Source organism: Methylobacterium sp. CCH7-A2 (assembly GCF_001557075.1).
Classification (GTDB): Bacteria; Pseudomonadota; Alphaproteobacteria; order Rhizobiales; family Beijerinckiaceae; genus Allobosea; species Allobosea massiliensis.
In genome coordinates this window covers 1-21,994 of record NZ_LSKN01000008.1, presented here as the reverse complement: position 1 = coordinate 21,994, position 21,994 = coordinate 1, and the positions used below count along the sequence as shown (strand labels likewise).

21 protein-coding genes and 1 other RNA gene are annotated in these 21,994 nt (G+C 68.6%); 6 read left to right on the top strand and 16 right to left on the bottom strand.

Going from position 1 to position 21,994, the window contains the following annotated elements; genetic code table 11:
• Nucleotides 1-80: 80 nt before the first annotated feature.
• Nucleotides 81-323 carry a BrnT family toxin gene (locus AX750_RS00285; protein WP_066722219.1) on the top strand — a complete coding sequence of 81 codons (243 nt, stop codon included), beginning with the start codon at nt 81-83 and terminating at the stop codon, nt 321-323.
• Nucleotides 320-616, top strand: a complete 297-nt coding sequence (locus AX750_RS00280; RefSeq protein ID WP_066722216.1) for a BrnA antitoxin family protein — start codon at nt 320-322, stop codon at nt 614-616. Before AX750_RS00285 ends, AX750_RS00280 begins: the two co-directional genes overlap by 4 nt.
• Nucleotides 617-619: 3 nt before the next feature.
• Here AX750_RS00280 and murB read toward each other — a convergent pair whose 3' ends face one another.
• The 14 genes from murB to AX750_RS00210 form a co-directional block, all read right to left on the bottom strand.
• Complete coding sequence (gene murB, locus AX750_RS00275; protein WP_066722213.1) at nt 620-1,543, bottom strand: UDP-N-acetylmuramate dehydrogenase; 924 nt, start codon at nt 1,541-1,543, stop codon at nt 620-622.
• Entirely contained in the window at nt 1,540-2,961 is a 1,422-nt protein-coding gene (murC, locus tag AX750_RS00270) for a UDP-N-acetylmuramate--L-alanine ligase (RefSeq protein ID WP_066722212.1), read from the bottom strand. The genes murB and murC overlap by 4 nt, the downstream gene beginning before the upstream one ends.
• Nucleotides 2,962-2,976: 15 nt before the next feature.
• Complete coding sequence (gene murG / locus AX750_RS00265) at nt 2,977-4,080, bottom strand: undecaprenyldiphospho-muramoylpentapeptide beta-N-acetylglucosaminyltransferase (protein ID WP_066722210.1); 1,104 nt, start codon at nt 4,078-4,080, stop codon at nt 2,977-2,979.
• A 10-nt stretch (nt 4,081-4,090) separates the two neighbouring features.
• Complete coding sequence (locus AX750_RS00260) at nt 4,091-5,221, bottom strand: putative peptidoglycan glycosyltransferase FtsW (RefSeq protein WP_066722208.1); 1,131 nt, start codon at nt 5,219-5,221, stop codon at nt 4,091-4,093.
• A gap of 107 nt (nt 5,222-5,328) precedes the next feature.
• On the bottom strand, nt 5,329-6,513 hold the full coding sequence (locus AX750_RS00255; protein WP_066722207.1) for a PatB family C-S lyase: 1,185 nt from the start codon (nt 6,511-6,513) through the stop codon (nt 5,329-5,331).
• A gap of 132 nt (nt 6,514-6,645) precedes the next feature.
• The gene (murD, locus tag AX750_RS00250; protein WP_066722206.1) at nt 6,646-8,076 is read right to left on the bottom strand and encodes a UDP-N-acetylmuramoyl-L-alanine--D-glutamate ligase; all 1,431 of its coding nucleotides are present in this window, start codon (nt 8,074-8,076) and stop codon (nt 6,646-6,648) included.
• 1 nt (nt 8,077) lies between these two features.
• Entirely contained in the window at nt 8,078-9,160 is a 1,083-nt protein-coding gene (gene mraY / locus AX750_RS00245) for a phospho-N-acetylmuramoyl-pentapeptide-transferase (RefSeq protein ID WP_066722204.1), read from the bottom strand.
• A gap of 20 nt (nt 9,161-9,180) precedes the next feature.
• Nucleotides 9,181-10,605, bottom strand: coding sequence for a UDP-N-acetylmuramoylalanyl-D-glutamyl-2,6-diaminopimelate--D-alanyl-D-alanine ligase (locus tag AX750_RS00240; protein ID WP_066722193.1), 1,425 nt, complete (start codon nt 10,603-10,605; stop codon nt 9,181-9,183).
• Nucleotides 10,602-12,056 carry a UDP-N-acetylmuramoyl-L-alanyl-D-glutamate--2,6-diaminopimelate ligase gene (locus AX750_RS00235; RefSeq protein ID WP_066722191.1) on the bottom strand — a complete coding sequence of 485 codons (1,455 nt, stop codon included), beginning with the start codon at nt 12,054-12,056 and terminating at the stop codon, nt 10,602-10,604. Before AX750_RS00235 ends, AX750_RS00240 begins: the two co-directional genes overlap by 4 nt.
• Before the next feature lie 38 nt (nt 12,057-12,094).
• On the bottom strand, nt 12,095-13,855 hold the full coding sequence (locus AX750_RS00230) for a penicillin-binding protein 2 (protein WP_066722188.1): 1,761 nt from the start codon (nt 13,853-13,855) through the stop codon (nt 12,095-12,097).
• Entirely contained in the window at nt 13,852-14,238 is a 387-nt protein-coding gene (locus AX750_RS00225) for a hypothetical protein (protein WP_066722186.1), read from the bottom strand. Before AX750_RS00225 ends, AX750_RS00230 begins: the two co-directional genes overlap by 4 nt.
• Nucleotides 14,235-15,281, bottom strand: a complete 1,047-nt coding sequence (gene rsmH, locus AX750_RS00220; RefSeq protein WP_066722265.1) for a 16S rRNA (cytosine(1402)-N(4))-methyltransferase RsmH — start codon at nt 15,279-15,281, stop codon at nt 14,235-14,237. Before rsmH ends, AX750_RS00225 begins: the two co-directional genes overlap by 4 nt.
• Before the next feature lie 11 nt (nt 15,282-15,292).
• Nucleotides 15,293-15,766: a cell division protein MraZ gene (locus tag AX750_RS00215; RefSeq protein WP_066722184.1), complete on the bottom strand. Its 474-nt coding sequence runs from the start codon at nt 15,764-15,766 to the stop codon at nt 15,293-15,295.
• Between the two features lie 341 nt (nt 15,767-16,107).
• Complete coding sequence (locus tag AX750_RS00210; RefSeq protein WP_066722181.1) at nt 16,108-16,569, bottom strand: MarR family winged helix-turn-helix transcriptional regulator; 462 nt, start codon at nt 16,567-16,569, stop codon at nt 16,108-16,110.
• A gap of 203 nt (nt 16,570-16,772) precedes the next feature.
• Here AX750_RS00210 and AX750_RS00205 point away from each other — a divergent pair, with 203 nt between their 5' ends.
• Nucleotides 16,773-17,195 (top strand): organic hydroperoxide resistance protein, encoded by a 423-nt coding sequence (locus tag AX750_RS00205; RefSeq protein WP_066722179.1) that lies wholly within the window; start codon nt 16,773-16,775, stop codon nt 17,193-17,195.
• Nucleotides 17,196-17,337: 142 nt separating this feature from the next.
• On the opposite strand, the gene rnpB is transcribed toward AX750_RS00205, so the two are convergent.
• Nucleotides 17,338-17,754: RNase P RNA component class A (gene rnpB / locus AX750_RS00200), an RNA gene on the bottom strand.
• 51 nt (nt 17,755-17,805) lie between these two features.
• Nucleotides 17,806-18,426: a transglycosylase SLT domain-containing protein gene (locus tag AX750_RS00195; protein WP_066722177.1), complete on the bottom strand. Its 621-nt coding sequence runs from the start codon at nt 18,424-18,426 to the stop codon at nt 17,806-17,808.
• A 353-nt stretch (nt 18,427-18,779) separates the two neighbouring features.
• Between AX750_RS00195 and AX750_RS00190 the strand changes: the two genes are divergently transcribed.
• The 3 genes from AX750_RS00190 to AX750_RS00180 form a co-directional block, all read left to right on the top strand.
• Nucleotides 18,780-19,529: a molecular chaperone DjiA gene (locus AX750_RS00190; protein WP_066722175.1), complete on the top strand. Its 750-nt coding sequence runs from the start codon at nt 18,780-18,782 to the stop codon at nt 19,527-19,529.
• Nucleotides 19,530-19,539: 10 nt separating this feature from the next.
• Nucleotides 19,540-20,331, top strand: a complete 792-nt coding sequence (locus AX750_RS00185; RefSeq protein WP_066722173.1) for an N-acetylmuramoyl-L-alanine amidase — start codon at nt 19,540-19,542, stop codon at nt 20,329-20,331.
• A 132-nt stretch (nt 20,332-20,463) separates the two neighbouring features.
• Nucleotides 20,464-21,994 (top strand): efflux RND transporter periplasmic adaptor subunit (locus AX750_RS00180; protein ID WP_067253423.1); only part of this gene is annotated, 1,531 nt, incomplete at its 3' end.

The window sequence follows — 21,994 nt, the reverse complement described above, 5'->3', positions numbered from 1 at the left end:
CCGGGATTCTCCAAGCGTCGAAAGGGGACCGACTGCGAGGCCCTTGCCCTGGACGGCACAAACCCGTATATACAAGTTAAATGAAAATCCTGTGGGACGAGCCCAAGCGGTTGGCGAATCTCGACAAGCACGGGATGGACTTCGCGGCGCTCGACGAGCGCTTCTTCGCGGAAGCTCGCATCGGTCCTGCCCGGGACGGGCGTTGGACTGCAATCGGACGCTTGAACGGCGTCGTGACGGTGGTCTTCGTGACCTTGGGCACGGAAGCCCTGTCCATCATCAGCATGCGGCCGGCCTCGCGCCGCGAGAGGAGTATCCTATGACGAAGCCTTTCGTTCACGGGAGAGGTTATGACGAGGCCGATTGGGCCGCTGTCGACAACCCCGAACTGACGGAAGCGGAACTTGCGGGTCTGCGCCCCATGCAGGAAGCCCTGCCCGAGGTCCACGCCGCGCTTCAGGACAGCATCAGGCGACGCGGACCGGCCCGGACGAAGGAAGCCGTGTCGATCCGGCTCGACATCGATCTCGTCGAACAGCTCAGGGCGTCCGGCCCGGGTTGGCAGTCGCGGGTCAACGACGCCTTGCGCGAATGGCTGAAACAACCGATCGCCTGAGCGTCAAACGACGCCGATCCGCTTGATCTCCCACTGCAGCTCGAAGCCGGAATGCGCCTTCACCCGGCGCCTTACCTCTTCGCCCAGGCCCTCGACATCGGCCGCCGTCGCCCCGCCGGTGTTGATCAGGAAGTTGCAGTGCATCTCGGAGACCTGCGCGCCACCCATCCGCAGGCCGCGGCACCCGGCGGCGTCGATCAGCTGCCAGGCCTTGCCGCCGGGCGGGTTCTTGAAGGTCGAGCCTCCGGTGCGCTCCCGGATCGGCTGCGCCGCCTCGCGCGCGGCGGTGACGCGATCCATCTCGGCCTGGATCGCGGCCCTGTCGCCCGGCCGGCCCTGGAACAGTGCCGAGGTGAAGATGATGTCCTGGGTTCCGGCGCCGCTGCTGCGATAGGAAAAACCCATCTCGGCATGGGACAAGGTGACGAGCCTGCCATCGCGCCGCACGCCACGCGCCTCGACGAGTACGTCGGTCGTCTCGCCGCCATGCGCGCCGGCATTCATTCTGAGCGCGCCACCGATACAGCCAGGGATGCCGCGGTAGAAGGCCAGCCCGTCGAGCGCCGCATCCGCCGCCGCCCGCGCCAGCTTGACGTCGGGCACCGCCGCGCCGGCCCGCAGACGATCGCCCGGTTCGATCGTAATCTCGCCGAAGGCCTTGCCGCCGAGCCGGATCACCAGCCCCGGAATGCCGCCGTCGCGGACGATCAGGTTCGAGCCGAGCCCGACGACCGTCAGCGGGATCTCCTGCGGCAGGCCCGACAGGAGATGCGCGAGATCGGCCTCGTCGGCCGGCGTGAACAGCGCCTGGGCCGGTCCGCCGACCCGAAACCAGGTCAACGGCGCCATCTCGGCATTCGCGAGCAGCCGCCCGCGCAGATCGGGTGCCGCGGCGCGGAGGGCCGGCGTGATGTCCGGAAAGCTCATGCGGCGGTCTTTGGCGGCGACAGCGCCGCCAGCTCGCCCGGCAGCGCATAGGCCCATTGGGTGATGTTGCCCGCGCCGAGCAGCACGACGTAATCGCCCGGGCCGGCGAGCTCGGCGACCATCCCCGCGAGCTTGTCGGAGCCCTCCAGCGGCAAGGCGTGGCGGTGTCCGCGCGCCTTGATGCCCGAGACCAGCGAATCCCGGTCCGCCCCCGCGATCGGCGCCTCGCCGGCCGCATAGGTGTCGGCGACGATCACCGTGTCGGCATCGTTGAAGCAGGCGGCGAAATCGTCGAAAAGGCTGGCGAGGCGCGTGTAGCGATGCGGCTGCACCACCGCGATCACCTTGCCTTTTGTCGAGGCGCGCGCGGCCTTGAGCACGGCGGCGATCTCGACCGGGTGATGTCCGTAGTCGTCGAAGATCAGCGCGCCGTTCCACTCGCCGGTCCGGGTGAAGCGGCGCTTGACGCCGCCGAAGCCGGCCAACGCCGCGCGGATGCGCTCGACCGGGATGCCGAGATCATAAGCCACCGCGATGGCGGCGGTCGCGTTGAGCGCGTTGTGATGACCGGGCATCGGCATGATCAGATCGCGGACGACCTCGTCGCGGCCGCGCTTGCGGTCGCGGATGAGCAGCGTGAACTTCGCCTGCCCGCCCGAGAGATCGATGTCGATCAGGCGGAAATCGGCCTGCGGGTTCTCACCATAGGTGACGACGCGGCGGTCCTCGATCTGCCCGACCAGCCCCTGCACCGTGGGATGGTCGATGCACATCACCGCGAAACCATAGAAGGGCAGGTTCTCGACGAAGCTCCGGAACGCGGCCTTGATCGCGTCGAAGGTGCCGAAATGGTCGAGATGCTCGGGGTCGATATTGGTGACGATGGCAACATCGGCCGGCAGCTTCAGGAAGGTGCCGTCCGACTCGTCGGCTTCGACCACCATCCAGTCGCTCTCGCCCATGCGGGCATTGGTGCCATAGGCGTTGATGATGCCGCCATTGATCACGGTCGGGTCGAGCCCGCCCTTCTCGAGCAGCGTCGCGACGAGCGAGGTCGTCGTCGTCTTGCCATGGGTGCCGGCGATCGCGACGCAGCTCTTCAGCCGCATCAGCTCGGCCAGCATCTCGGCGCGGCGCACCACCGGCAGCCGCTTCTCACGGGCGGCAACCAGCTCGGGATTGTCGCGCTTGATCGCGGTCGAGACCACGACCACCTCGGCCTCGCCGAGATTCTCCGCCTTGTGCCCGACGAAGGTCGTGATGCCCTTTTCGGCCAGGCGCTTGACGTTCGCGCCGTCGGACGCGTCGGAACCCTGCACCTTGTAGCCCAGATTGTGCAGCACTTCGGCGATGCCCGACATGCCGATGCCGCCGATCCCGACGAAATGGATGGAGCCGAGCTTCGGCGGCAGTTTCATGATCCGGCGGTCCTGTCAGTTTTGGGAATGGGCGGTGGCGATCACGAGATCGGCCAGTCGTTCGGCGGCATCGGGGATGCCGGCGCTCTTCGCGTTTGCAGCCATGCTCGTCAACCCCGCGGGCTGCGCGATCATCGCCGAGAGTTCGGCGGCGAGCCGTTGCGGCGTGAAGTCCGGCTGCAGGATGCGCTTGGCGCCCCCCGCCCTTTCGAGAAAGGCGGCATTGGCGGCCTGGTCCTGATCGAGCGAGCCCGGCAGCGGCACCAGGATCGCAGGTCGCCCGATCACGGTCAGCTCCGCGACGGTCGAGGCGCCCGAGCGGCCGATGACGAGATGGGCCTGCGCCATCCGGGCCGGCAGATCCTTGAAGAAGGGCGCGACCTCGCAGCGGACGCCGAGTTCGCCATAGAGGCCGGTGACCCGGGCGTGATCCTCGCTGCGCGCTTGCTGGGTAATGACGAGCCGCGCACGCTCCGCCGGCGTCAGCAACTGGAGCGCCGGCGGCACGATATCCGCCATCACCCGCGCGCCCTGGCTGCCGCCGAAGACGAGCAGCCGGATCTCACCCTCCCCCGGCCGGCTATAGTCCAGGGAGGCCGCCTCCAGCACCGCCGGCCGCACCGGGTTGCCGACATGCCGACATTTCGCCTTGAGCGCCTCGGTGATCCCGCCCACCTCGGCGAAGCCGGTCGCGATCGCGGCGGCGCGACCGGCCAGGAACCGGTTGGCCCGGCCCATCACGGCATTCTGCTCGTGGATGATCGTCTTCACCCCGGCGAGCGAGGCTCCGAGCACCGGCGGCACGGTCGGGTAGCCGCCGAATCCGACCAGCACCGCGGGCTGCACCCGTTTGATGATGGCGCGCGCCGCGAAGGTACCCTTGGCGAGTTCCAGCACGGCGCCGGCCATCTTCAGCGGCGAACGGCCCGACGGGGTCGCCGCCGGCACGGCATGCACCGCCTCGGCGGGGAAATGGCCGGCATATTCGGCCGCCCGTGTGTCGGTCATCAGCACGACGCGAATGCCGCGCGCATGAAGCGCATGGCTCAGCGCCTCGGCGGGGAAGAGATGGCCGCCGGTCCCCCCGGCGGCCAGCATCACGAGCGTGCCTTCTGCCATGACGCCGGCCTCAGCGCCTGTAGCCGAAATCGACCGCGCGGGGCCGCTTGCGCGTCAGGGCCAGCAGGAACCCGGTCCCGATCGCCAGCGAGATCAGCGACGAGCCGCCATAGGAGATGAAGGGCAGCGTCATGCCCTTGGCCGGCATCATGTGCAGGTTCACCATCATGTTGATCGCGGCCTGGATGCCGAAGAGCAGAGCGAGGCCCGTGACGGCGAGGCGGATGAACGGGTCCTCCGCCTTCTGGGCCACGAATAGCGCCCGCAGCACGATCAGCGCGAACAGCATCACCAGCAGGATGCAGACGACGATGCCGAACTCCTCCGCCGTCACGGCGAAGATGAAGTCGGTATGCGCGTCGGGCAGGATGCGCTTCACCGTGCCCTCGCCTGGGCCTTTCCCGAGCCAGCCCCCCTGGGCGAAGCTCTCAAGGGCCGTATCGATCTGGAAGGTGTCGCCCGAGCCCTTGTCCATGAAGCGCTCGATGCGGGCGCGCACATGCGGCACGAGCTGGTAGGCGATCAGGATACCGACGGCGCCGGCCCCACCGAGCCCCAGCACCCAGAACCAGTGCAGCCCGGCGACGAAGAACAGCCCCGCCCAGACCAGGGTGACGAGCATGGTCTGGCCGAAGTCCGGCTGCAGCACGAGCGGCGCGATCGTCGCCGGCAGCAGCAGGAAGGCGATCCAGGTTCCCGGCAGGTCGGGGCGCCGCGTCCCCTCGGCGAAGGCCCAGGCGGCCAGTACGACGAAGGCGGGCTTGAGGAATTCGGAGGGCTGGACCGAACCGATCGGCCCGAGCGTGAGCCAGCGCCGCGCGCCCTTGACCTCGACGCCGAGATAGAGAGTCGCCACCACCATCGCGAGCGAGACGGTGAAGAGCAGCAGCGCCATCCGCCGGACCTGGCGCGGCGTCAGGAAGGAAACGCCGACGAAGATCGTCAGCGCCACCAGAAGATAGGCCGCCTGGCGGTTGACGAAATGGAAGGTGGAGAGCCCGAGCCGTTCCGCCACCGGCGGGCCGCCGGCCATCAGGAGCACGACGCCGGAGACCATCAGCGCGACGAGCGCGCTCAGGATGATGCGGTCGATCGACCACCACCAGCGGCCGCTGAGAGAAGGTTCGGCGCGCGAGACCATGACGGGGCTCCAGAGCAGGCTTGGAGCGGCACAAACCACCGCTCCCGATCCGAATCACTCTGTCAACAAAGGGTTAACGGAATGATTCCGAAGCCCCGCATGCCACCCTATTGCAGATCGCCGAAAGCCTGCTGCAGGCGGTCCACCGCTTCCGCCACGACCGCCCGTGGCGTCGCTAGGTTGAAGCGCAGGAAGGAGGCACCGCCCTTGCCGAAGCTCGGCCCGTGATTGGCGGCGATCCGCGCCTGCTTCTCGACGCGGGCCGTGAACTCGGCCGTCGCCATGCCGGTGCCCGCGAAATCGATCCAGGCGAGATAGGTCGCCTCCAGCGGCAGAGCCCGGACACCGGGGATGGCACTCACCCCCTCCTCGAAGAGCCGGCGATTGCCGTCGAGATAAGCCACCAGCGCATCGACCCACGCCGCACCCTCGGGGCTGTAGGCGGCGGTCGCCATCATCATGCCGAAAGAATTGGGCGAGACGCCACCGGCATTGATCGCCGCCGCCAGCGGCGCCCGCAGCGCCTTGTCCGGCACGATGATGTTGCCGACATGGCAACCGGCGATGTTGAAGGTCTTGGTGGTGGCGGTCATCATCACCAGCCGGTCGATGATCTCCGGCGCCGCCAGCGCCATCACGTGATGCTTGTGGCCGGGCATGACCAGATCGTGGTGGATCTCGTCGGAGACCAGGATCAGGTCGTGGCGGACGCAGAAATCGGCGATGGCGCGCAGTTCCTCTCGAGTCCAGACGCGCCCGCCCGGATTATGCGGCGAGCAGAGGACGAACATGCGCTCCTTGCCGGTCATCATCGCGTCCCAGGCCGCGATGTCGAGAACGTAGCGGTCGTCCTCGATCGCGAGCTGACACTCGACGACCTGCCGGCCTGCCGCGGAGATCACGCGGGCGAAGGCATGATAGACCGGCGTCATCAGCACGACGCCGTCACCCGGCTTGGTATAGGCAGCGACGCAGAGCGCCGTGCCGTTGACCAGCCCGTTGGCGGTGAAGATCGCGGCCGGCTCGACGTCCCAGCCATGGCGCGTGCGCATCCACCAGCGGATCGCATCGTGATTGGCTTTGCTGTCGCCGAAATAGCCGTAGAGCCCGTGGGCTGCCATGCCCTCGAGCGCCGCCTGGACGCAGGCCGGCGGCCGGAAATCCATATCCGCGACCCACATGGCGATGCCGTCCGAGGCCGGCACGCCATAGAGCGGCGCCATCATGTCCCATTTCGAGGAATGGGTGCCGCGGCGGTCGATCCGCTCGTCGAAATTGGGGGCGCTGCTCATCGTCGTTCCTCGTTCACTCGGCGGACTCGGCGGACCGGGCGCGCACAGCAGCCTTGTCGCGTTGCGGGCCGTGAGGCCAGTCCCGCTGCGGATGGCCGCCATGCCGCACCGGTAAGGCCGCCTTTCCCGGTGCTAGGCGGTCCCCGCAGGCCGGAAGCCCGGCAGCGCCTTCGCCAGGGCGCGGAAGGCGTCACCGCGCACCTCGAAATTCGGAAACTGGTCGAAGGAGGCGCAGGCCGGCGAGAGCAGCACGGCGATGTCGCCCTGCCCCGGATGGGCCAGCGCATCCCGCGCCGCGCTCGCCAGCGCGACCTCGAGCGTGCCGCTGCGCTCATAGGCGACGCGCCCGTCATCGTCGAAGGTGGCGGCGAAGAGGTCGCTCGCCGCACCGATCAGATAGGCCCGGGCGATATTGGGGAAGTAGCGGCGCAGGGACTCGATGCCGCCCTCCTTCGCCTTGCCACCGAGGATCCAGAAGATGTCGCGGAAGGAGGTCAGCGCCTTCTCGGTCGAATCCGCATTGGTCGCCTTGGAATCGTTGATGAAGACGACGCGGCCGATGCGGCCGATCTCCTCCATGCGATGCGCCAGGCCGGGATAGCTGGCGAAACCCGCCGCGATCTGCTCGGCCGTGAGGCCCAGCGCGAAGCAGGCGGCAAAGGCGGCTGCCGCGTTCTGCGCGTTGTGCGAGCCCCGCAGAGATCCGATGCCCGCGAGATTGGCGACGATGCGGGGCTTGCCGTCGAGCACCTGGACGATCCGCGTCTCCAGCGTGCCGGCATTGGCGGTCACGCCGGCGAAGACGCCGTCATCGAGCGGCTGCTCGCCGCTGATCCTGACCAGCTTGCGGCCGGACGCCGCGCGCCGCCGCGCCATCTGCTTGGACGGCTCGTCGTCGACGCCGATCACGGCGACGTCCGCCGCGGAGACCAGGCGCTCCTTGATCGCGCCATAGGCCTCGAAGGTGCCGTGCCGGTCGAGATGGTCTGGCGTCAGATTCATCTGGATGCCGACGCTCGGCGCCAACGAGGGCGCGAGATCGATCTGGTAGCTCGAGCACTCGATGACGTGGACACGGCTCGCCGATGGCGGCTCCAGCGCCAGCACGGCCGTGCCGATATTGCCGCCCATCTGGACGTCGCGTCCGGCCTGGCGAAGGACATGGGCGACCAGCGCCGTGGTCGTCGACTTGCCGTTGGTGCCGGTGATGCAGACGACCGGCGCCGCCGGCTCCGTCGCCGCGCGCTGCCGGAAGAACAGCTCGATGTCGCCGATGACCTCGACGCCGGCGGCCTTGGCCTTCTCCACTGTCCAGTGCGGGGCAGGATGGGTCAGCGGCACGCCGGGCGCGAGGATGAGGCTGTCGAAGCGCGACCAGTCGGCCGCCGCGAGGTCGACGACAGCGATCCCCTCGCCTGCCGCACGGTCGCGGCTGGTGGCATTGTCGTCGTAGGCTTCGACCTGCGCCCCCCCGGCAATCAGCGCGCGCGCCGTGGCGAGGCCGGAACCGCCCAGGCCGAACAGCGCGACGCGCCGGCCCGCAAAACAGGTGATCGGAGTCATCTCAGCGCAGCTTCAGCGTCGACAGGCCGATCAGGGCCAGCACCACGGAGATGATCCAGAAGCGGATCACAACCTGCGGCTCGGTCCAGCCCAGCTTTTCGAAATGGTGGTGGATCGGCGCCATCAGGAAGACGCGCTTGCCGGTGCGCTTGTAGACGAAGACCTGGATGATGACCGAGAGCGCCTCGATCACGAACAGCCCGCCGACGATCGCCAGCACGATCTCGTGCTTGGTGGCCACCGCCACCACGCCGAGCAGGCCGCCGAGCCCGAGTGAACCCGTGTCGCCCATGAAGATCTGGGCCGGAGGCGCATTGAACCACAGAAAGCCGATGCCGGCGCCGATCACCGCACCACAGACCACGGCGAGTTCGCCGGCGCCGGGGACATGATGGATCTGCAGGTAGTTGGCGAAGATCGCATTGCCCGTGAGGTAGGAGATGAAGCCGAAGGTCGCCGCCGCGATCATCACCGGCACGATCGCCAGACCGTCGAGCCCGTCGGTCAGGTTCACCGCATTGCCGGCACCGACTACCACGAAGGCGGTGACCAACGGGAACAGGATGCCGAGGGGAATGATCAGCTCCTTGAGGAAGGGCATGGCGAAGCCCGACGCGATGGCCGGCGGCCCGAGCTGCATCACGCCCCAGCAGGCGACGAGCGCGATCGCCATTTCGAGCGTGAGCCGCGCCTTGCCGGAGAACCCCTTGTGGGACTGCTTGGTCACCTTGAGATAGTCGTCATAGAAGCCGATGGCGCCGTAGCTCACCGTCACGCCGAGCACGATCCAGACATAAGGGTTGCGCAGATTGCCCCAGAGCAGCGTCGCGACCAGCAGACCGCCGAGGATCATCAACCCGCCCATGGTGGGCGTGCCGCGCTTGGCGAGATGCGTCTGAGGCCCGTCGGTGCGGATCGGCTGGCCCTTGCCCTGCTTGATCCGCAGCCAGGAGATCGCCGCGGGGCCGAAGAAGAAGACGACGAGCAGCGCCGTCGCCGTCGCGCCGCCGGCCCGGAAGGTGATGTACCGGAAGACGTTGAGGATGGGGAACGTCCCGGAAAAGTCGGCGAGCCAGACGAGCATCGGTGTTTCGGTCTCTTGTTCTAGTCTTCGGCCGACGAGGCGGGGAAGCGGGCCGTCAGCGCCTTGACGATCGGCCCCATGCGCGAACCGAGCGAGCCCTTGACCATCACCACGTCGCCGGCTCGCACGGCATCCAGAACGAGCGCCTCGAGCCCGCTCGCCTGCGCGGCATAAGCCCCCCGCAGGGTCGAAGGCAAGCTGTCATACAACCCGCGCATCAGCGGACCGCAGGCGAAGACACTGTCGATGCCGTTGGCGGTGATGGCCGGACCGAGCCCCTTGTGGAGTTCGGGACCGGTCGGCCCCAGCTCCAGCATGTCGCCGAGCACGGCGATGCGACGGCCGCGGCCGGCCACCGGGATGCGCCCCAGATTCTCGATCGCCGCCTTCACGGAGGCCGGGTTGCCGTTGTAGCTCTCGTCGATCAGCGTGAACGCTCCGCCGGGTGCCTCCAGCCGCTGCTGCGCCCCGCGCCCCGCGGGCGGGCGCAGATCGCCCAGCGCCAGCGCCGCCAGCGCGATGTCGGCGCCGACCGCCTTCACCGCCGCCAGAACGGCGAGCGAGTTCAACACGATATGCTTGCCCGGGCTGCCGAGCCGGTAGGTGACCGGTTGCCCCATCACCACCGCATCGACGGTCGAGACGTCGGAGCGCAGCGCACAGGAGATGAGCCGGACATCGGCATCCGCGCTTTCGCCAAAACGGATCACCTCGCCGGCCGGGCCGGCCCTGGCGATCCGCTCCAGCAGATCGGCCTGGGGGATGTCCGCATTGAGGATCGCGGTGCCGCCGGGCTCCAGCGCCCAAAACACGCCGGCCTTCTCCTCGGCGATCCCCTCCAATGAGGCGAAGGCCTCGAGATGGACCGGCTGGATGGTCGTGATGATCGAGACCTGCGGGCGCACCATCCGCGCCAGCGGCAGGATCTCGCCGGGGTGGTTCATGCCGATCTCGTAGACCGCGTAAGCCACGTCTCGGGGAGTCCGACACAAGGTCAGCGGCACGCCCCAATGGTTGTTGTAGGAGGCAACCGGCGCATGCGTCTTGCCCTGGCGCGACAGGATGAGCCGCAGCGCCTCCTTGGTGCCGGTCTTGCCGACGGAGCCGGTGACCGCGAGCACGCCGGCCTTCAGCTCCGCCCGGCGAACGCTGCCGGCCCGCTCCATCGCCTTCAGCACGTCGGGCACAATGGCGAGGGCGCCCTTGCCGGCGAACTGGGCGGCGTGCGCCTCGTCCACGACGGCGAGCGCGGCACCCTTCTCGAAGGCAGCCGCGACGAAGTCATGCCCGTTGCGGGCCTCGCCGGTGATGGCGAAGAAAGCGTCGCCCGGCTCCAGCGTGCGGGTGTCGATCGAGATGCCGGAGATGGCTGCTGGCACAGGGCCTTCGGCCCGCGCGCCCAGCGCCGCGACCAGTTCGTCTCCGCTCCAGAGAGGGGCGCTCATCCTGCGATCTCCGCGATAGCCGTCCGCACCACGTCCTGGTCGGAAAAGGGAAAGGTCCGGTCGCCGATGATCTGGCCGGTTTCATGGCCCTTTCCGGCCACGACCAGCACATCGCCGGGGGCGAGCATCGCGACGCCCGCACGGATCGCCTCCGCCCGGTCGCCGATCTCGCGCAGCTTCGGCGAGGCGGCCATCACCTGCGCACGGATCGCGGCCGGGTCCTCGCTGCGCGGATTGTCGTCGGTGACGATGGCGATGTCGGCCTTTTCGGCCGCGATCGCGCCCATCACCGGGCGCTTGCCGGTGTCGCGGTCGCCGCCGCAGCCGAAGACGCAGATCAGGCGCCCGGTCGCATAGCCGCGCAGGGTCGACAGCACGGCCGCCAGCGCATCGGGTTTGTGAGCGTAATCCACGACCACCAGACCGCCCTTCGCCTCGCCGACGCGCTCCAGCCGACCGGCCACACCGGTCAGTCCTGCGATCGCCTGCAGCGCGCGCTCGGTGTCGTCGCCGGTAGCGATGGCAAGCGCGGCGCCGACCAGCGCGTTGCCCGCCATGAAGTCGCCGACCAGCGGCAGCGTCACGCGGTGCTCGCGGCCGCCGACCGCCACCGTCAGGCGCTGCGAGAAGCCGTCGCGCACGCTCTCGACCAGCCGGATCGTCTCGCCCTTGCGGCCGATGCCGACGAGCCGGTGGCCGGCGGCCAGCGCCGCATCCGCAGCCTCCTGCGCATAGGGCTCGTCGCGATTTATCACCACGGGGGCGCCCTTCGGCAAGAGCGACCAGAGCCGCAGCTTGGCGGCGAGGTAGTCGGCCACCGTCGGATGGTAGTCGAGATGGTCGCGCCCCAGATTCAGGAAGGCGCCTGCGGCCAGCCTGACGCCGTCGAGCCGGTGCTGGTCGAGCCCATGGGACGAGGCTTCCATCGCGAGATGCGTGACGCCCTCACCCGCCAACCGGTCGAGCGAAGCGTGCAGGGACAGCGGGTCCGGTGTGGTCAGCGTGCCATAATCGGCGCCCTTGGCGGTGACGATGCCGATGGTGCCGAGGCTCGCCGACGCGTGGCCCAGCGACTGGAAAATCTGGCGCGTGAAGTCGGCAACCGAGGATTTGCCGCTGGTGCCGGTGATCGCGACGATCGTGCCCGGCTGGCGAGGGTGGATCTGCGCGGCAGCCAAAGAGAGCGCGAGGCGCGGCTCGGCCACCTTGGCAAAGGCGACGGCCGGGTCGAGCCCCTCCGGGCGGGGCCCGCCCGACACGACCGCGACGGCGCCCTTGGCGATCGCATCGGCGATGAAGCGGGCGCCATCGGCCTTGGCACCGGCGAGCGCGATGAAGACCTCACCCGGCCGCACCTTGCGGCTGTCGAAGGCGACGCCCGCGACCGCTCGCGTGGCATCCGCGGGGAAGGCGCCCGGAAACAGGCGGCCGAGGCTGAAGGCTTCTGTCATGATCGCTCGCTAGCGTGGAGCCCGGCCTGCGGCAAGCGTCAGCGCGTGCCCCAGGCCCCCAGCCGCGCCATCAGCGGGAAGGGTTGGGCCGGCGGCTCGAAGCGCGGCGGCAGGCCGAGGATCGGCGCCGTGCGTTCGATCACCTTGCCGGTGGTGATGCCGGCGTTCCAGGCGGCGGTCGAATAGCCGCCGCTTTCGGCATAGCCCTTCGGCTCATCATAGATCGCGAGGAAGAGGTAGCGCGGCTTGTCGGAGGGCGCGATCGCCGTGAAGGTCGTGAAGTTCTTGTTCTTGGCATAGCGGCCATTGATGACCTTCTCGGCCGTGCCGGTCTTGCCGCCGACGAAATAGCCGGCGATGTCGGCCTTGCGGGCCGAGCCCTTCTCGCCGTTGAGGCGCATGATGAAGCGCATCGCCTCGGAGGTCTCGGGCTTGATCACCCGCACGCCGCTGCGCTTGGCCTCCTCCTCCGACCGCTTCAGGAAGGTCGGGGTGATCAGGGTGCCGCCATTGACCAGCGCACCGACCGCCGCCATCGCCTGGAGCGGCGCGACCGCGAGGCCGTGGCCGAAGGCGATGGTCGCCGTGTTGATCTCGCCCCACCGCTGCGGGACGATCGGCGCCGCGCTCTCCGGCAGCTCGGTCGTCATCCGGTCGAGCTGCATCATCTTGCGCAGGAAGGCCTTGTGCCCCTCGACGCCGACGGCCAGCGCCATCTTGATCGAGCCCATGTTGGACGAGTGCAGGAAGACCTCCGGCACGGTCAGGGTCCGGCCCGTGCCGTGATACTCCTTGATGACCTGCCGGCCGAACCGCATCATGCCGCCGGCGGTCGAATAGCTCGAATTGATGTTGGCCTTGCCGGAATCCAGCGCCATCGCGATGGTCAGCGCCTTGAAGGTCGAGCCCATCTCGTAGACGCCGACATTCATCCGGTTGATCCGGTCCTTCTCCAGCGCGTCGACCGGGTTGCCGGGGTCGAAGTCGGGCAGCGACACCAGCGCGATCATCTCACCGGTGTTCACGTCCATGATCGCGCCCGCAGCGGCGATCGCCTTGTATTTCTCCAGGCCCTTCGAAAGCTCGTCGCGCAGCGCGTGCTGGACGCGAAGATCGATCGACAGCGTCATCGGCTTGAGATCGGACGCCTGCGTCGCGAGGCCGGCACCGTTGAGATCCTGCAGCCCATGCGAGTCGATGTATTTCTCGATGCCGGCGATGCCGACATTGTCGACATTGGCGAAGCCCAGCACATGGGCGGCGGCCGTGCCGTTGGGATAGACGCGCTTGTTCTCGGGCACGAAGCCGACGCCGGGGATGCCGAGGCGGTGCACCTCGGCCTGCTGGCGCGGCGTGATCTCGCGCTTGACCCAGACGAAGCCCTTCTTGGTGCCGAGCTTGTCGCGCAGGTCCTTCGCGTCGAGATCGGGCAGAACGGCGGTCAGCAACTCCGTCGCCTCGTCCTTGTCGAGGATCTTCCGCGGCTCGGCGAAGACCGAGACGGTGCGGATATCGGTCGCCAGCACCTCGCCATTGCGGTCGACGATGTCGGGACGCGCGGCCGAGATCGCGTTGGACGTCGCACGGCGCAGGCCGACCTGCTCGTTGGGCAGGGTCGCCAGCATCACAAGCCGGCCGGTGATCGCCAGGAAGAGCGCGGAAAAGCCGAGGATGACCAGACCGACGCGCGGCTGGCTCTTCTCGCCGCTCATCCGGAAGACGTCGCGCAGCGCGCCGAAACGGCGCCGTGGCGCGGCCTCCGGCGCTTCCTCGACGATGTGGGTCGGGGTCTCGCTCATGGACGGCCTCCCGGCGTGGTCGCACTCGGCTTGCGGTCGCGCGGCGTCTCCGTCGGCACGCCCAAGCCGAGATCCTCGAGCTTGCGGCCGATGGCATCGACCTTCGGGCCGCGATTGGGGACATCCGACATGCGCACCACCTGCGTCACCGAAAAGGGCTGCAGATCGAGATGGCGGTCGGCGAGCGCCTGCAGACGATCCGGCCGGTTCAGGAACTGCCACTCGGCCTTCAGCACGGCGATGGCGTCGCGCTCGCGCTGCGCTTTCATCCGGATCTTCTGGAGTTGCTCGGCCTCCAGCGTCGTCTCGTATTTGATCGTGTAGGCGTAGAAGGCCGAGGAGACGAGCGCCCCGATGGCGACGAGATGCAGCAGCTTGATCATGCACGGGGCCTCCGGCGGGGCTGCGGCTCGGGCAGGCCGGCGAGCGCGACGAGATCGGGACCGGCCGGGCGCGGCGGCGCCTCGTTGCGGGCGGCGGCGCGCAGCTTGGCCGAGCGGGCGCGCGGATTGAGCCGCATCTCGGCCTCGGATGGCGCCACCGGCCCACGGCTGACCAGGCTGAAGGTCGGCTGAGCGGCCGTCAACACCGGCGCGTGGCGGGAGCCGGCCGGGGCACGCCCCGAGCGCTCGGCCAGAAACTGTTTGACGATGCGATCTTCCAGCGAGTGGAAGGTGACGACCACGAGACGTCCACCCGGCGCCAGAACCTCTTCCGCCGCATGCAGCGCGCGCACGAGTTCGCCGAGTTCGTCATTGACCGCGATGCGCAGCGCCTGGAACACCCGCGTGGCGGCATGCGGCCCGCCGGGCTCCGCCCAGACGATGCCGGCCACGAGATCGGCGAGTTGCTTCGTCGTCGTCAGCGGGGCCTTGCGCCGCGCCTCGATGATCGCGCGCGCCACCGCGCGGGAACGCCGCTCCTCGCCGTAATGGTAGAAGATGTCGGCGAGGACGCCCTCCTCCGCCTCGTTGACGAGGTCGGCGGCGCTGCGGCCCTCGCGGCCCATGCGCATGTCGAGCGGCCCGTCGAAGCGGAAGGAGAAGCCTCGCTCCGCCTGATCGATCTGCATGGAGGAGACGCCGATGTCGAGCACGATGCCGTCGAGCGGGACGCGGTCGAAACGCTGCGCCTCTTCGGCGAGTTCGCTGAAACGGGCCTGCGCCAGCGTCAGCCGCCCGGCCATCTCGGACACCAGCTTCGCGCCGCCGGTGATGGCGGTCGGGTCGCGGTCGAGCGCCAGCAGGCTCGCATCCGGCGCGGCCTCGAGGATCGCGCGGGCATAGCCACCGGCGCCGAAGGTGCCGTCGAGATAGCGCCCGCCCGGCTTCGGCGCGAGTGCGCTCAACACCTCGGCGAGCAGCACGGGGATATGCGGCGCGCCCTCTTGCGACTCGATCGCGGTCTGGCCCGCCCGGCTCTGCATGCGGCCCGGCATCAGCCAGCCGCCCCACCGCTCGGCGGCGGCACGCTCAGCGCGCGCTTGACGTCGCGCAGCTTCGCCTTGGCGGCATCGAGATGCGCCTGGAACCGGGCCGGCTCCCAGATCTGGAATTTGTGGCCATGCCCGACGAAGGTCACCGCATCCGTGATCCCCGTATGCGCGCGCAGCGCCTCGCTCAGCATGATGCGGCCCTCCGGATCGACCTTCAGCACCTCCGAGGTGCCGTTCAGCGCCGTCGACAGCGACTCCCACTCCTCCGAAAAGGGCGAGAAGCCCGCGAGAATGTCGTCGATCGTCTTGCGCAGGGCGTGACCGCCGGCATCGAAGGCCGCGAGATCGAGCGCCGGATGAACGTAAAGCCCCTCGTAGCCATCCTTGGCCAGCACGGCGCGGAAGCTCGACGGGATCGAGACGCGCCCCTTGGCGTCCAGCCGGTTGGTGAAATTCGAGACGAAGCGGTCCGTCAACGCCGCCTCCCGGCCTGCTCACTGGCTGGCCGCTCGCCCGCGAAGCTTGCGGGGCGGTAGCCCCCCGCCGAAGCAGGCAAGGCGACACGATCGACCAGTTTCCGCGCGGCACACGGACCCTGATCTGACGACTGCCTGCCGGCTTCGACGGGATGATTTGGGATAGCATGGGCCTGTATGGGCGTCAACGGAATCGCGCCCGCGCAGGCGCCGCTGCGGGGGCTGTCGATCATCACAGCCCGTTAAGGTTAAGTATCCGTAACCACGCGCGATTCCTCGTTCGCAGCGGCCGGCGCGGCCACTGCGGGCGGGGAAATGACCTCAAAAAAATTATCCTGCGATCAGTCCGGATCGCTTGCGGCCAGCAGGGCTTCGCGCAGCGCTGCCAGGTCTGCGAGCAGCCGCCCGTCCGGCGGAAGGGCCGCACCGATGGCCCGGCCCATCGCACCCGGCACACAGGCCCCCTTCTCCCGCAGCCGCTCCCCCGCCTCGGTCAGATGGAGCAGGACCTGGCGCTCGTCGCTGCGGCTGCGCTCGCGCCGGATCAGACCGGCTGCCTCGAGCCGCTTGAGCAGGGGCGTCAGCGTGCCGGAATCGAGCGACAGCCGCTCGCCCAGCGCCTTCACCGTCAGCCCGTCACCTTCCCACAGCACGAGCATGACCAGATATTGCGGATAGGTGAGCCCGGTCTCCGCGAGCACGGACCGGTACATCCGGGTGAAGGCCTGGCCGGCCCGATAGACGGCGAAGCAGAGCTGCTCTTCCAGCCTGGGGCTCGCCCGCCCGGGAACTTTTTTCGACATGACCGCTTCCCTATCCGCCGCCCTCACCCGATCCGGGCCATCGCCGCGGCGATGAACCAGCATTGGCGAGCCCAATCAACTCAGCGTGAACCGCGGCGTTATGATCGTTGACAATTAGATTGTGCACGATATAAATCGAACCCGCAAGATCACCTGGTCGCAAACGGGTATGCCCGCGCGGCCCAGCAGCGAAGGAGTTCGCCATGAAGGTTCTTTACACCGCTCACGGTTCGGCCACCGGCGGCCGCGAAGGCAAGGCCGCGACCGACAGCGGCAATGTCGCCGTCGTCCTCAACACCCCAAAGGAACTCGGCGGCGGCGGCGGCGAAGGCACCAATCCCGAGCAGCTCTTCTCGATGGGCTATTCGGCCTGCTTCCTCGGCGCGCTGAAATTCGTCGCCGGCAAGGAGAAGGTGAAGATCCCCGAGGATGCGAAGGTCAGCGCCGATGTCGGCATCGGCCCGCGCGACGACGGCGCCGGATTCGGCCTGGCCGTGACGCTGACCATCTCGGTTCCGGGCGTCGACAAGGCCGTGGTCGAGGACCTCGTCCAGAAGGCCCACATCGTGTGCCCCTATTCGCATGCGACCAAGGGCAACATCGACGTCGAGCTCAAGGTGGCGTGAAGCCGAAGCACCGCGCAGAGGCTTGCGGCAATTCGCTCTGGTGAGTCGGATGGAGCGATGTTCGAGAACCGGAGCGGAGCGGATATCTCGTCCGCGAGCACCGGAAGCGCAGGACATCGCTTCAGCCGGCCGCCGGAGTAGAATTGCCAGTCGGCCTGTAAGCCGGGTTCTGGATGGCCGGAAGATCGCTCTCCCGGCGTGACGGCCATTCCTCTGGGACGCGCATTACTGCGCGCCTCGAGCAACCAACCCGGACGACAGGGCCCGGAAAAGGCCCCTCTCCGCTCGCGCGGACAGCATCGTCCCTATTCGGTTTTGCTCCCGGTGGGGCTTGCCATGCCGTCCCCGTTGCCGGGTCCGCGGTGCGCTCTTACCGCACCTTTTCACCCTTACCGCGCGTGGAGGCCGAGGCTTCCCTGCGAGGCGGTTCGATCTCTGTGGCGCTATCCCTGGGGTCGCCCCCGCCGGACGTTATCCGGCACCGTTTTTCCGTGGAGCCCGGACTTTCCTCCCTCGCAGGAACCTGCGTTCCCATGAGAGCGGCCGTCCGGCCGACTGGCGGGAGGGCTAGTGCGCGCTCCCGGCGGCTGCGTCAACCGCCACGACGCCTTCAGTTGCGGGCCGTGATGGTGCGGACCTTGGCGCAGTAGGTGCGGTTCGCCCCGCTCATGCGCTCGGCCATGTGGCCGCTCTGATACTTCATGATGGTGCGGCAGGTGTCGCCGCCAGCCGCCCGATAGGCCATGGCGAGGTATTTCATCGCGTAGCGGGCGTTGGTCTCGGGATCCAGCAAACCGCCGGCGCCTCCCGTATAGCCCATGCCGCGCGCAGTCTGGTGGCGGATCTGCATCAGCCCGTAGTTGCCCGCATTGGCGGCACGGGGATTGTAGCGGCTCTCGATCCGCACCACGGCATCGGCCAGCGAGAAGGGCACGCCATTGGCGGCCGCATGGCGCGCGACCAGTGCCTTGAGCCCCTCCGATCCGGCAGGAGCCGACAGAGCGGCCCGCTCCGCCTTCGCCTTCTTCCCATCGCTCGATGCGGCGGGCGCGGCTGCTTCCTCCGGCTTGGCTTCGCCCGCCGCTGCGGCCGCTTTCTCCCGCTGGATCTCGGCCTCGCGAACGATGAACGCCCGGGCGTCCGTCTCGTCATTGACCTGGGCCTGGGCCGGCTGGAGCGATGCGAGGCAAATCGCGACGACGGCGAGAGCGCCGCTGGAGGTATACCGCATGATCGACTGAACCTTTGCTACCGCCTATTGGCTAGAAGGCGCAGTCCAGTGATCAGTAAATGTGACGAGAATCTGTCCCTCGATTCGCCAAATCGTTCGATTTGTACCTTGATCCGGCCGATCTACGTATTCTTACTGGAAAGTATTGAGCATGTAAAAATTCGCCCCCGACACTTCGCGGTCCCGAGCCGGCTGTGTATTGGCGCCCACCCGGCACTTTGTGCCCTATTTCCGCCATAATTGAGGTTTGCGACCGGATAACGCGGCGAGTCGGCCTCATGCCGGGGCTGTCGGCGCAGCTGCGTTCTGGTTATGGTCGCGCCGTCACCACAGCGCCCGGAGTCGCCTGAACCATGGTTTCGTCTTTCTGGGGGCTGCTGGGCGGCGGCGGCCTCGGCCTCGTTCTCGGCGGCCCGCTCGGCGCCCTGCTCGGGGCACTCGCCGGCCATATGCTGGTCGACCGCGAGGGTTCCCCCTTCGGCGCGGCGCCCCGCGAACTGGTCTTCACCACCGGCCTCGTCGCGCTCGCCGCCAAGATGGCCCGTTCCGACGGCGTGGTGACGCGCGACGAGGTCGCCGCCTTCCAGCGCATCGTCACCGTCCCGCCCGAGCAGCAGGCGCGCATCGAGATGCTGTTCGATCTCGCCAAGCAGACCAGCGCCGGTTTCGAAGCCTATGCCGGGCAGATCGCCGAGAGCTTCCGCGACGAACCGGCCCTGCTCGAGGACGTGCTCGACGGGCTCTTCCTGATCGCGGCCGCTGATGGCGCGATCCACCAGGACGAGCACGCCTATCTCCGCGAGGTCGCGACGATCTTCGGCATCGACGAGGCCGGTTTTGCCCGCATCGAGGCCCGCCATGTGCGGCGCGCCGACGATCCCTATCTCGTGCTGGGCGCCTCGCGCGAGATGGGCGACGAAGAGCTCAAGCGGCATTACCGCCAGCTCGTCGCCCAGAACCACCCGGACCGCGAGTTCGCCCGCGGCCTGCCCGAGGAGGCGGTCGCCATCGCCACCCGCCGCCTCGCCGCGATCAACGCCGCCTGGGACCGGATCGAGCGCGAGCGCGGTCTGCGGGCGCGGCTCAGCATCGAGCCGGCCTGAGCCTCAGCGCATGAGCAGAGACGCCACCCCGGACAGCCGCTTCGCGGCCAAGATCTTCCCCTCGCCCAACCATGGCGAACGCAAGGGCGGTCCCCTTGAGGGCGCGCCACGCCGGCCGGACATGCTGATCCTGCACTACACCGGCATGCCAGTTGCCGGCGAAGCCCTGCAATGGCTCTGCAACCCGGTCTCGCAGGTCTCCTCGCACTACTTCGTCTTCGAGAACGGCCACACGCTCCAGCTCGTGCCGGAAGCCCGCCGCGCCTGGCATGCCGGCGCCTCGCACTGGGCCGGCGAGAGCGACATCAACTCCTGCTCGATCGGCATCGAGATCGCCAATCCCGGCCATCCCGGCGGCCTGCCCGATTTCCCGGAGGAGCAGATCACAGCCACGCTCAACCTCTGCCGCGACATCTGCGAGCGATGGGCCATCCCGCCTGAGCGCGTGCTCGCCCATTCCGATGTCGCCCCGGGCCGCAAGATCGACCCCGGCGAGAAATTCCCCTGGCGCCATTTTGCGCAAGGCGGCGTCGGCCTCTGGAGCGAACCCGCGCCGATCCGCAGCGGCCGCTTTTTCGCCCGCGGCGACTCGGGCCAGCCGGTCGAGGCATTGCAGGCGATGTTCGCGATGTTCGGCTACGGCGTCGCGGTCGACGGCATCTATGACGAGAAGCTGGAAGCGGTGGTCGCCGCCTTCCAGCGCCACTGGCGCCAAGACAAAGTTGACGGCGTCGCCGACGCCTCGACGATCACGACCCTGCGGGATCTGATCGCCGCGACGCAGGGTTCGCGGACAGCGTGACCCATCGACTTCTGACGCCGAAACAACCGGAAACCGACCTCTCCTCAACATTGCGGTAAGTTAACTCGCCGCCGAACACGGATTCTGGCATGGTGCGGCGGCTGAAAAGACGTCGGCCATGCCGACGCGACGATGGGGACCAATTTGCGCAAGTGGGTGATCGGAACGGGTGTCGTGGCCGTGCTCGCGGCCGGCGGCTACTGGGCGTGGCGTCCGGCCGGCGGTCCCTCCAGCGAGGCGGCCTACAGGACGGCTCCGATCGACCGCGGCCAGATCACCGCCGCCGTGCGCGCCACGGGCACCTTGACGCCGATGACGACCGTGCTGGTCGGCTCGCAGCTCTCCGGCCAGATCGTCGAAATCCTCGCCGACTACAATTCGCAGGTGAAGGCCGGACAGGTCGTCGCCCGCCTCAACAGCGATCAGATCAAGACACGTCGCGACGCCGCGCAGGCAGACCTGATGCAGGCAAAGGCCGATCTCCTGGTCAAGCGCGCCCAGCTCGACCGCGCCCGCTCGACGCGGCTCAAGGCCAATTCGACCGTCAGGGACCTCGAAGCCCAGCGCGACCGCACCGCAGCCCAGCTCGCCGATGCGAAGCGCACTTTCGAGCGCCAGAGCGAGTTGTTCAGCCGCGGCGCCGGCTCGCAGCAGACGCTCGACACCGCCCGCACCCAGCTCGAGGTCCAGACGGCGACGCTCGCCTCCAGCGAGGCACAGGTCGCCTCGGCCAAAGCCGAACTCAACGGCCTCGACGCCGATATTCTCCTCGCCGAGGGTCAGGTCGCGTCCGGCGAGGCGCTGATCGCCCAGCGTGACGCCAAGCTCAAGGACATCCTGATCGACCTCGAGCGCACCGACATCCGCTCGCCCGTGGACGGCGTCGTCGTACAGCGACAGGTCGATCTCGGCCAGACGGTTGCCGCCTCGCTTTCGACGCCGACCCTGTTCCAGATCGCGCAGGACCTGCGCACCATCGACATCTACGCCAATGTCGACGAGGCCGATGTCGGCCGCCTGAAGCCGGGCCAGCCGACGACCTTTACCGTCAACGCCTATCCCAACCGCACTTTCGAGGGCCGCGTCGAAATGGTGCGCCTCGGCGCGCAGACCATCCAGAACGTCGTCACCTATACCGGCGTGATCCGGGTCGAAAACCGGGACATGGCACTGCTGCCCGGCATGACCGCCAATCTCCAGGTCGTCACCGAGGACCGGCGCGACGTGCTGCGCGTGGCGAACGCCGCCCTGCGCTTCCGCCCGCCAGGAGCGGCTGGTGGGTCGGCACCTGCCACCGGAGCGGCCGTTGCGGCAGCCCCCTCCACCCGCGGCGGCGGGCCTGGCCAGGCCGCCGCCTTCCGCGAGCGCATCGAAACCGAATTGCAGCCGACGCCCGAGCAGAAGCAGGCCATCGCCGCGATCATGCAGGAGCGTCGCGCCGGCTTCCGCGAGGCCATGGCCGGCATGAGCGAGGACGAGCGCCGCGCGGTCTTCCGCAAGGCGCGCGCCGACATGATCGCCAAGGTCGCCGCCGTGCTCGACCCCGAGCGCCGAGCCAAGTTCGAGGCGATGATGCAGGAGGGCCGCGGCGCGCCGCAGCAGGGCATGCCCGGCCGCGTCTATGTGCTCGGCGAGGACGGCCTCCCCCGCGCCGTGCCGGTCA

Excerpts from the sequence above, each read along its gene's own strand:
- AX750_RS00285 (WP_066722219.1), top strand. The coding sequence starts at position 81 with ATGAAAATCCTGTGGGACGAGCCCAAGCGGTTGGCGAATCTCGACAAG.
- AX750_RS00280 (WP_066722216.1), top strand. The coding sequence starts at position 320 with ATGACGAAGCCTTTCGTTCACGGGAGAGGTTATGACGAGGCCGATTGG.
- murB (WP_066722213.1), bottom strand. The coding sequence starts at position 1,543 with ATGAGCTTTCCGGACATCACGCCGGCCCTCCGCGCCGCGGCACCCGAT.
- murC (WP_066722212.1), bottom strand. The coding sequence starts at position 2,961 with ATGAAACTGCCGCCGAAGCTCGGCTCCATCCATTTCGTCGGGATCGGC.
- murG (WP_066722210.1), bottom strand. The coding sequence starts at position 4,080 with ATGGCAGAAGGCACGCTCGTGATGCTGGCCGCCGGGGGGACCGGCGGC.
- AX750_RS00260 (WP_066722208.1), bottom strand. The coding sequence starts at position 5,221 with ATGGTCTCGCGCGCCGAACCTTCTCTCAGCGGCCGCTGGTGGTGGTCG.
- AX750_RS00255 (WP_066722207.1), bottom strand. The coding sequence starts at position 6,513 with ATGAGCAGCGCCCCCAATTTCGACGAGCGGATCGACCGCCGCGGCACC.
- murD (WP_066722206.1), bottom strand. The coding sequence starts at position 8,076 with ATGACTCCGATCACCTGTTTTGCGGGCCGGCGCGTCGCGCTGTTCGGC.
- mraY (WP_066722204.1), bottom strand. The coding sequence starts at position 9,160 with ATGCTCGTCTGGCTCGCCGACTTTTCCGGGACGTTCCCCATCCTCAAC.
- AX750_RS00240 (WP_066722193.1), bottom strand. The coding sequence starts at position 10,605 with ATGAGCGCCCCTCTCTGGAGCGGAGACGAACTGGTCGCGGCGCTGGGC.
- AX750_RS00235 (WP_066722191.1), bottom strand. The coding sequence starts at position 12,056 with ATGACAGAAGCCTTCAGCCTCGGCCGCCTGTTTCCGGGCGCCTTCCCC.
- AX750_RS00230 (WP_066722188.1), bottom strand. The coding sequence starts at position 13,855 with ATGAGCGAGACCCCGACCCACATCGTCGAGGAAGCGCCGGAGGCCGCG.
- AX750_RS00225 (WP_066722186.1), bottom strand. The coding sequence starts at position 14,238 with ATGATCAAGCTGCTGCATCTCGTCGCCATCGGGGCGCTCGTCTCCTCG.
- rsmH (WP_066722265.1), bottom strand. The coding sequence starts at position 15,281 with ATGCAGAGCCGGGCGGGCCAGACCGCGATCGAGTCGCAAGAGGGCGCG.
- AX750_RS00210 (WP_066722181.1), bottom strand. The coding sequence starts at position 16,569 with ATGTCGAAAAAAGTTCCCGGGCGGGCGAGCCCCAGGCTGGAAGAGCAG.
- AX750_RS00205 (WP_066722179.1), top strand. The coding sequence starts at position 16,773 with ATGAAGGTTCTTTACACCGCTCACGGTTCGGCCACCGGCGGCCGCGAA.
- AX750_RS00195 (WP_066722177.1), bottom strand. The coding sequence starts at position 18,426 with ATGCGGTATACCTCCAGCGGCGCTCTCGCCGTCGTCGCGATTTGCCTC.
- AX750_RS00190 (WP_066722175.1), top strand. The coding sequence starts at position 18,780 with ATGGTTTCGTCTTTCTGGGGGCTGCTGGGCGGCGGCGGCCTCGGCCTC.
- AX750_RS00185 (WP_066722173.1), top strand. The coding sequence starts at position 19,540 with ATGAGCAGAGACGCCACCCCGGACAGCCGCTTCGCGGCCAAGATCTTC.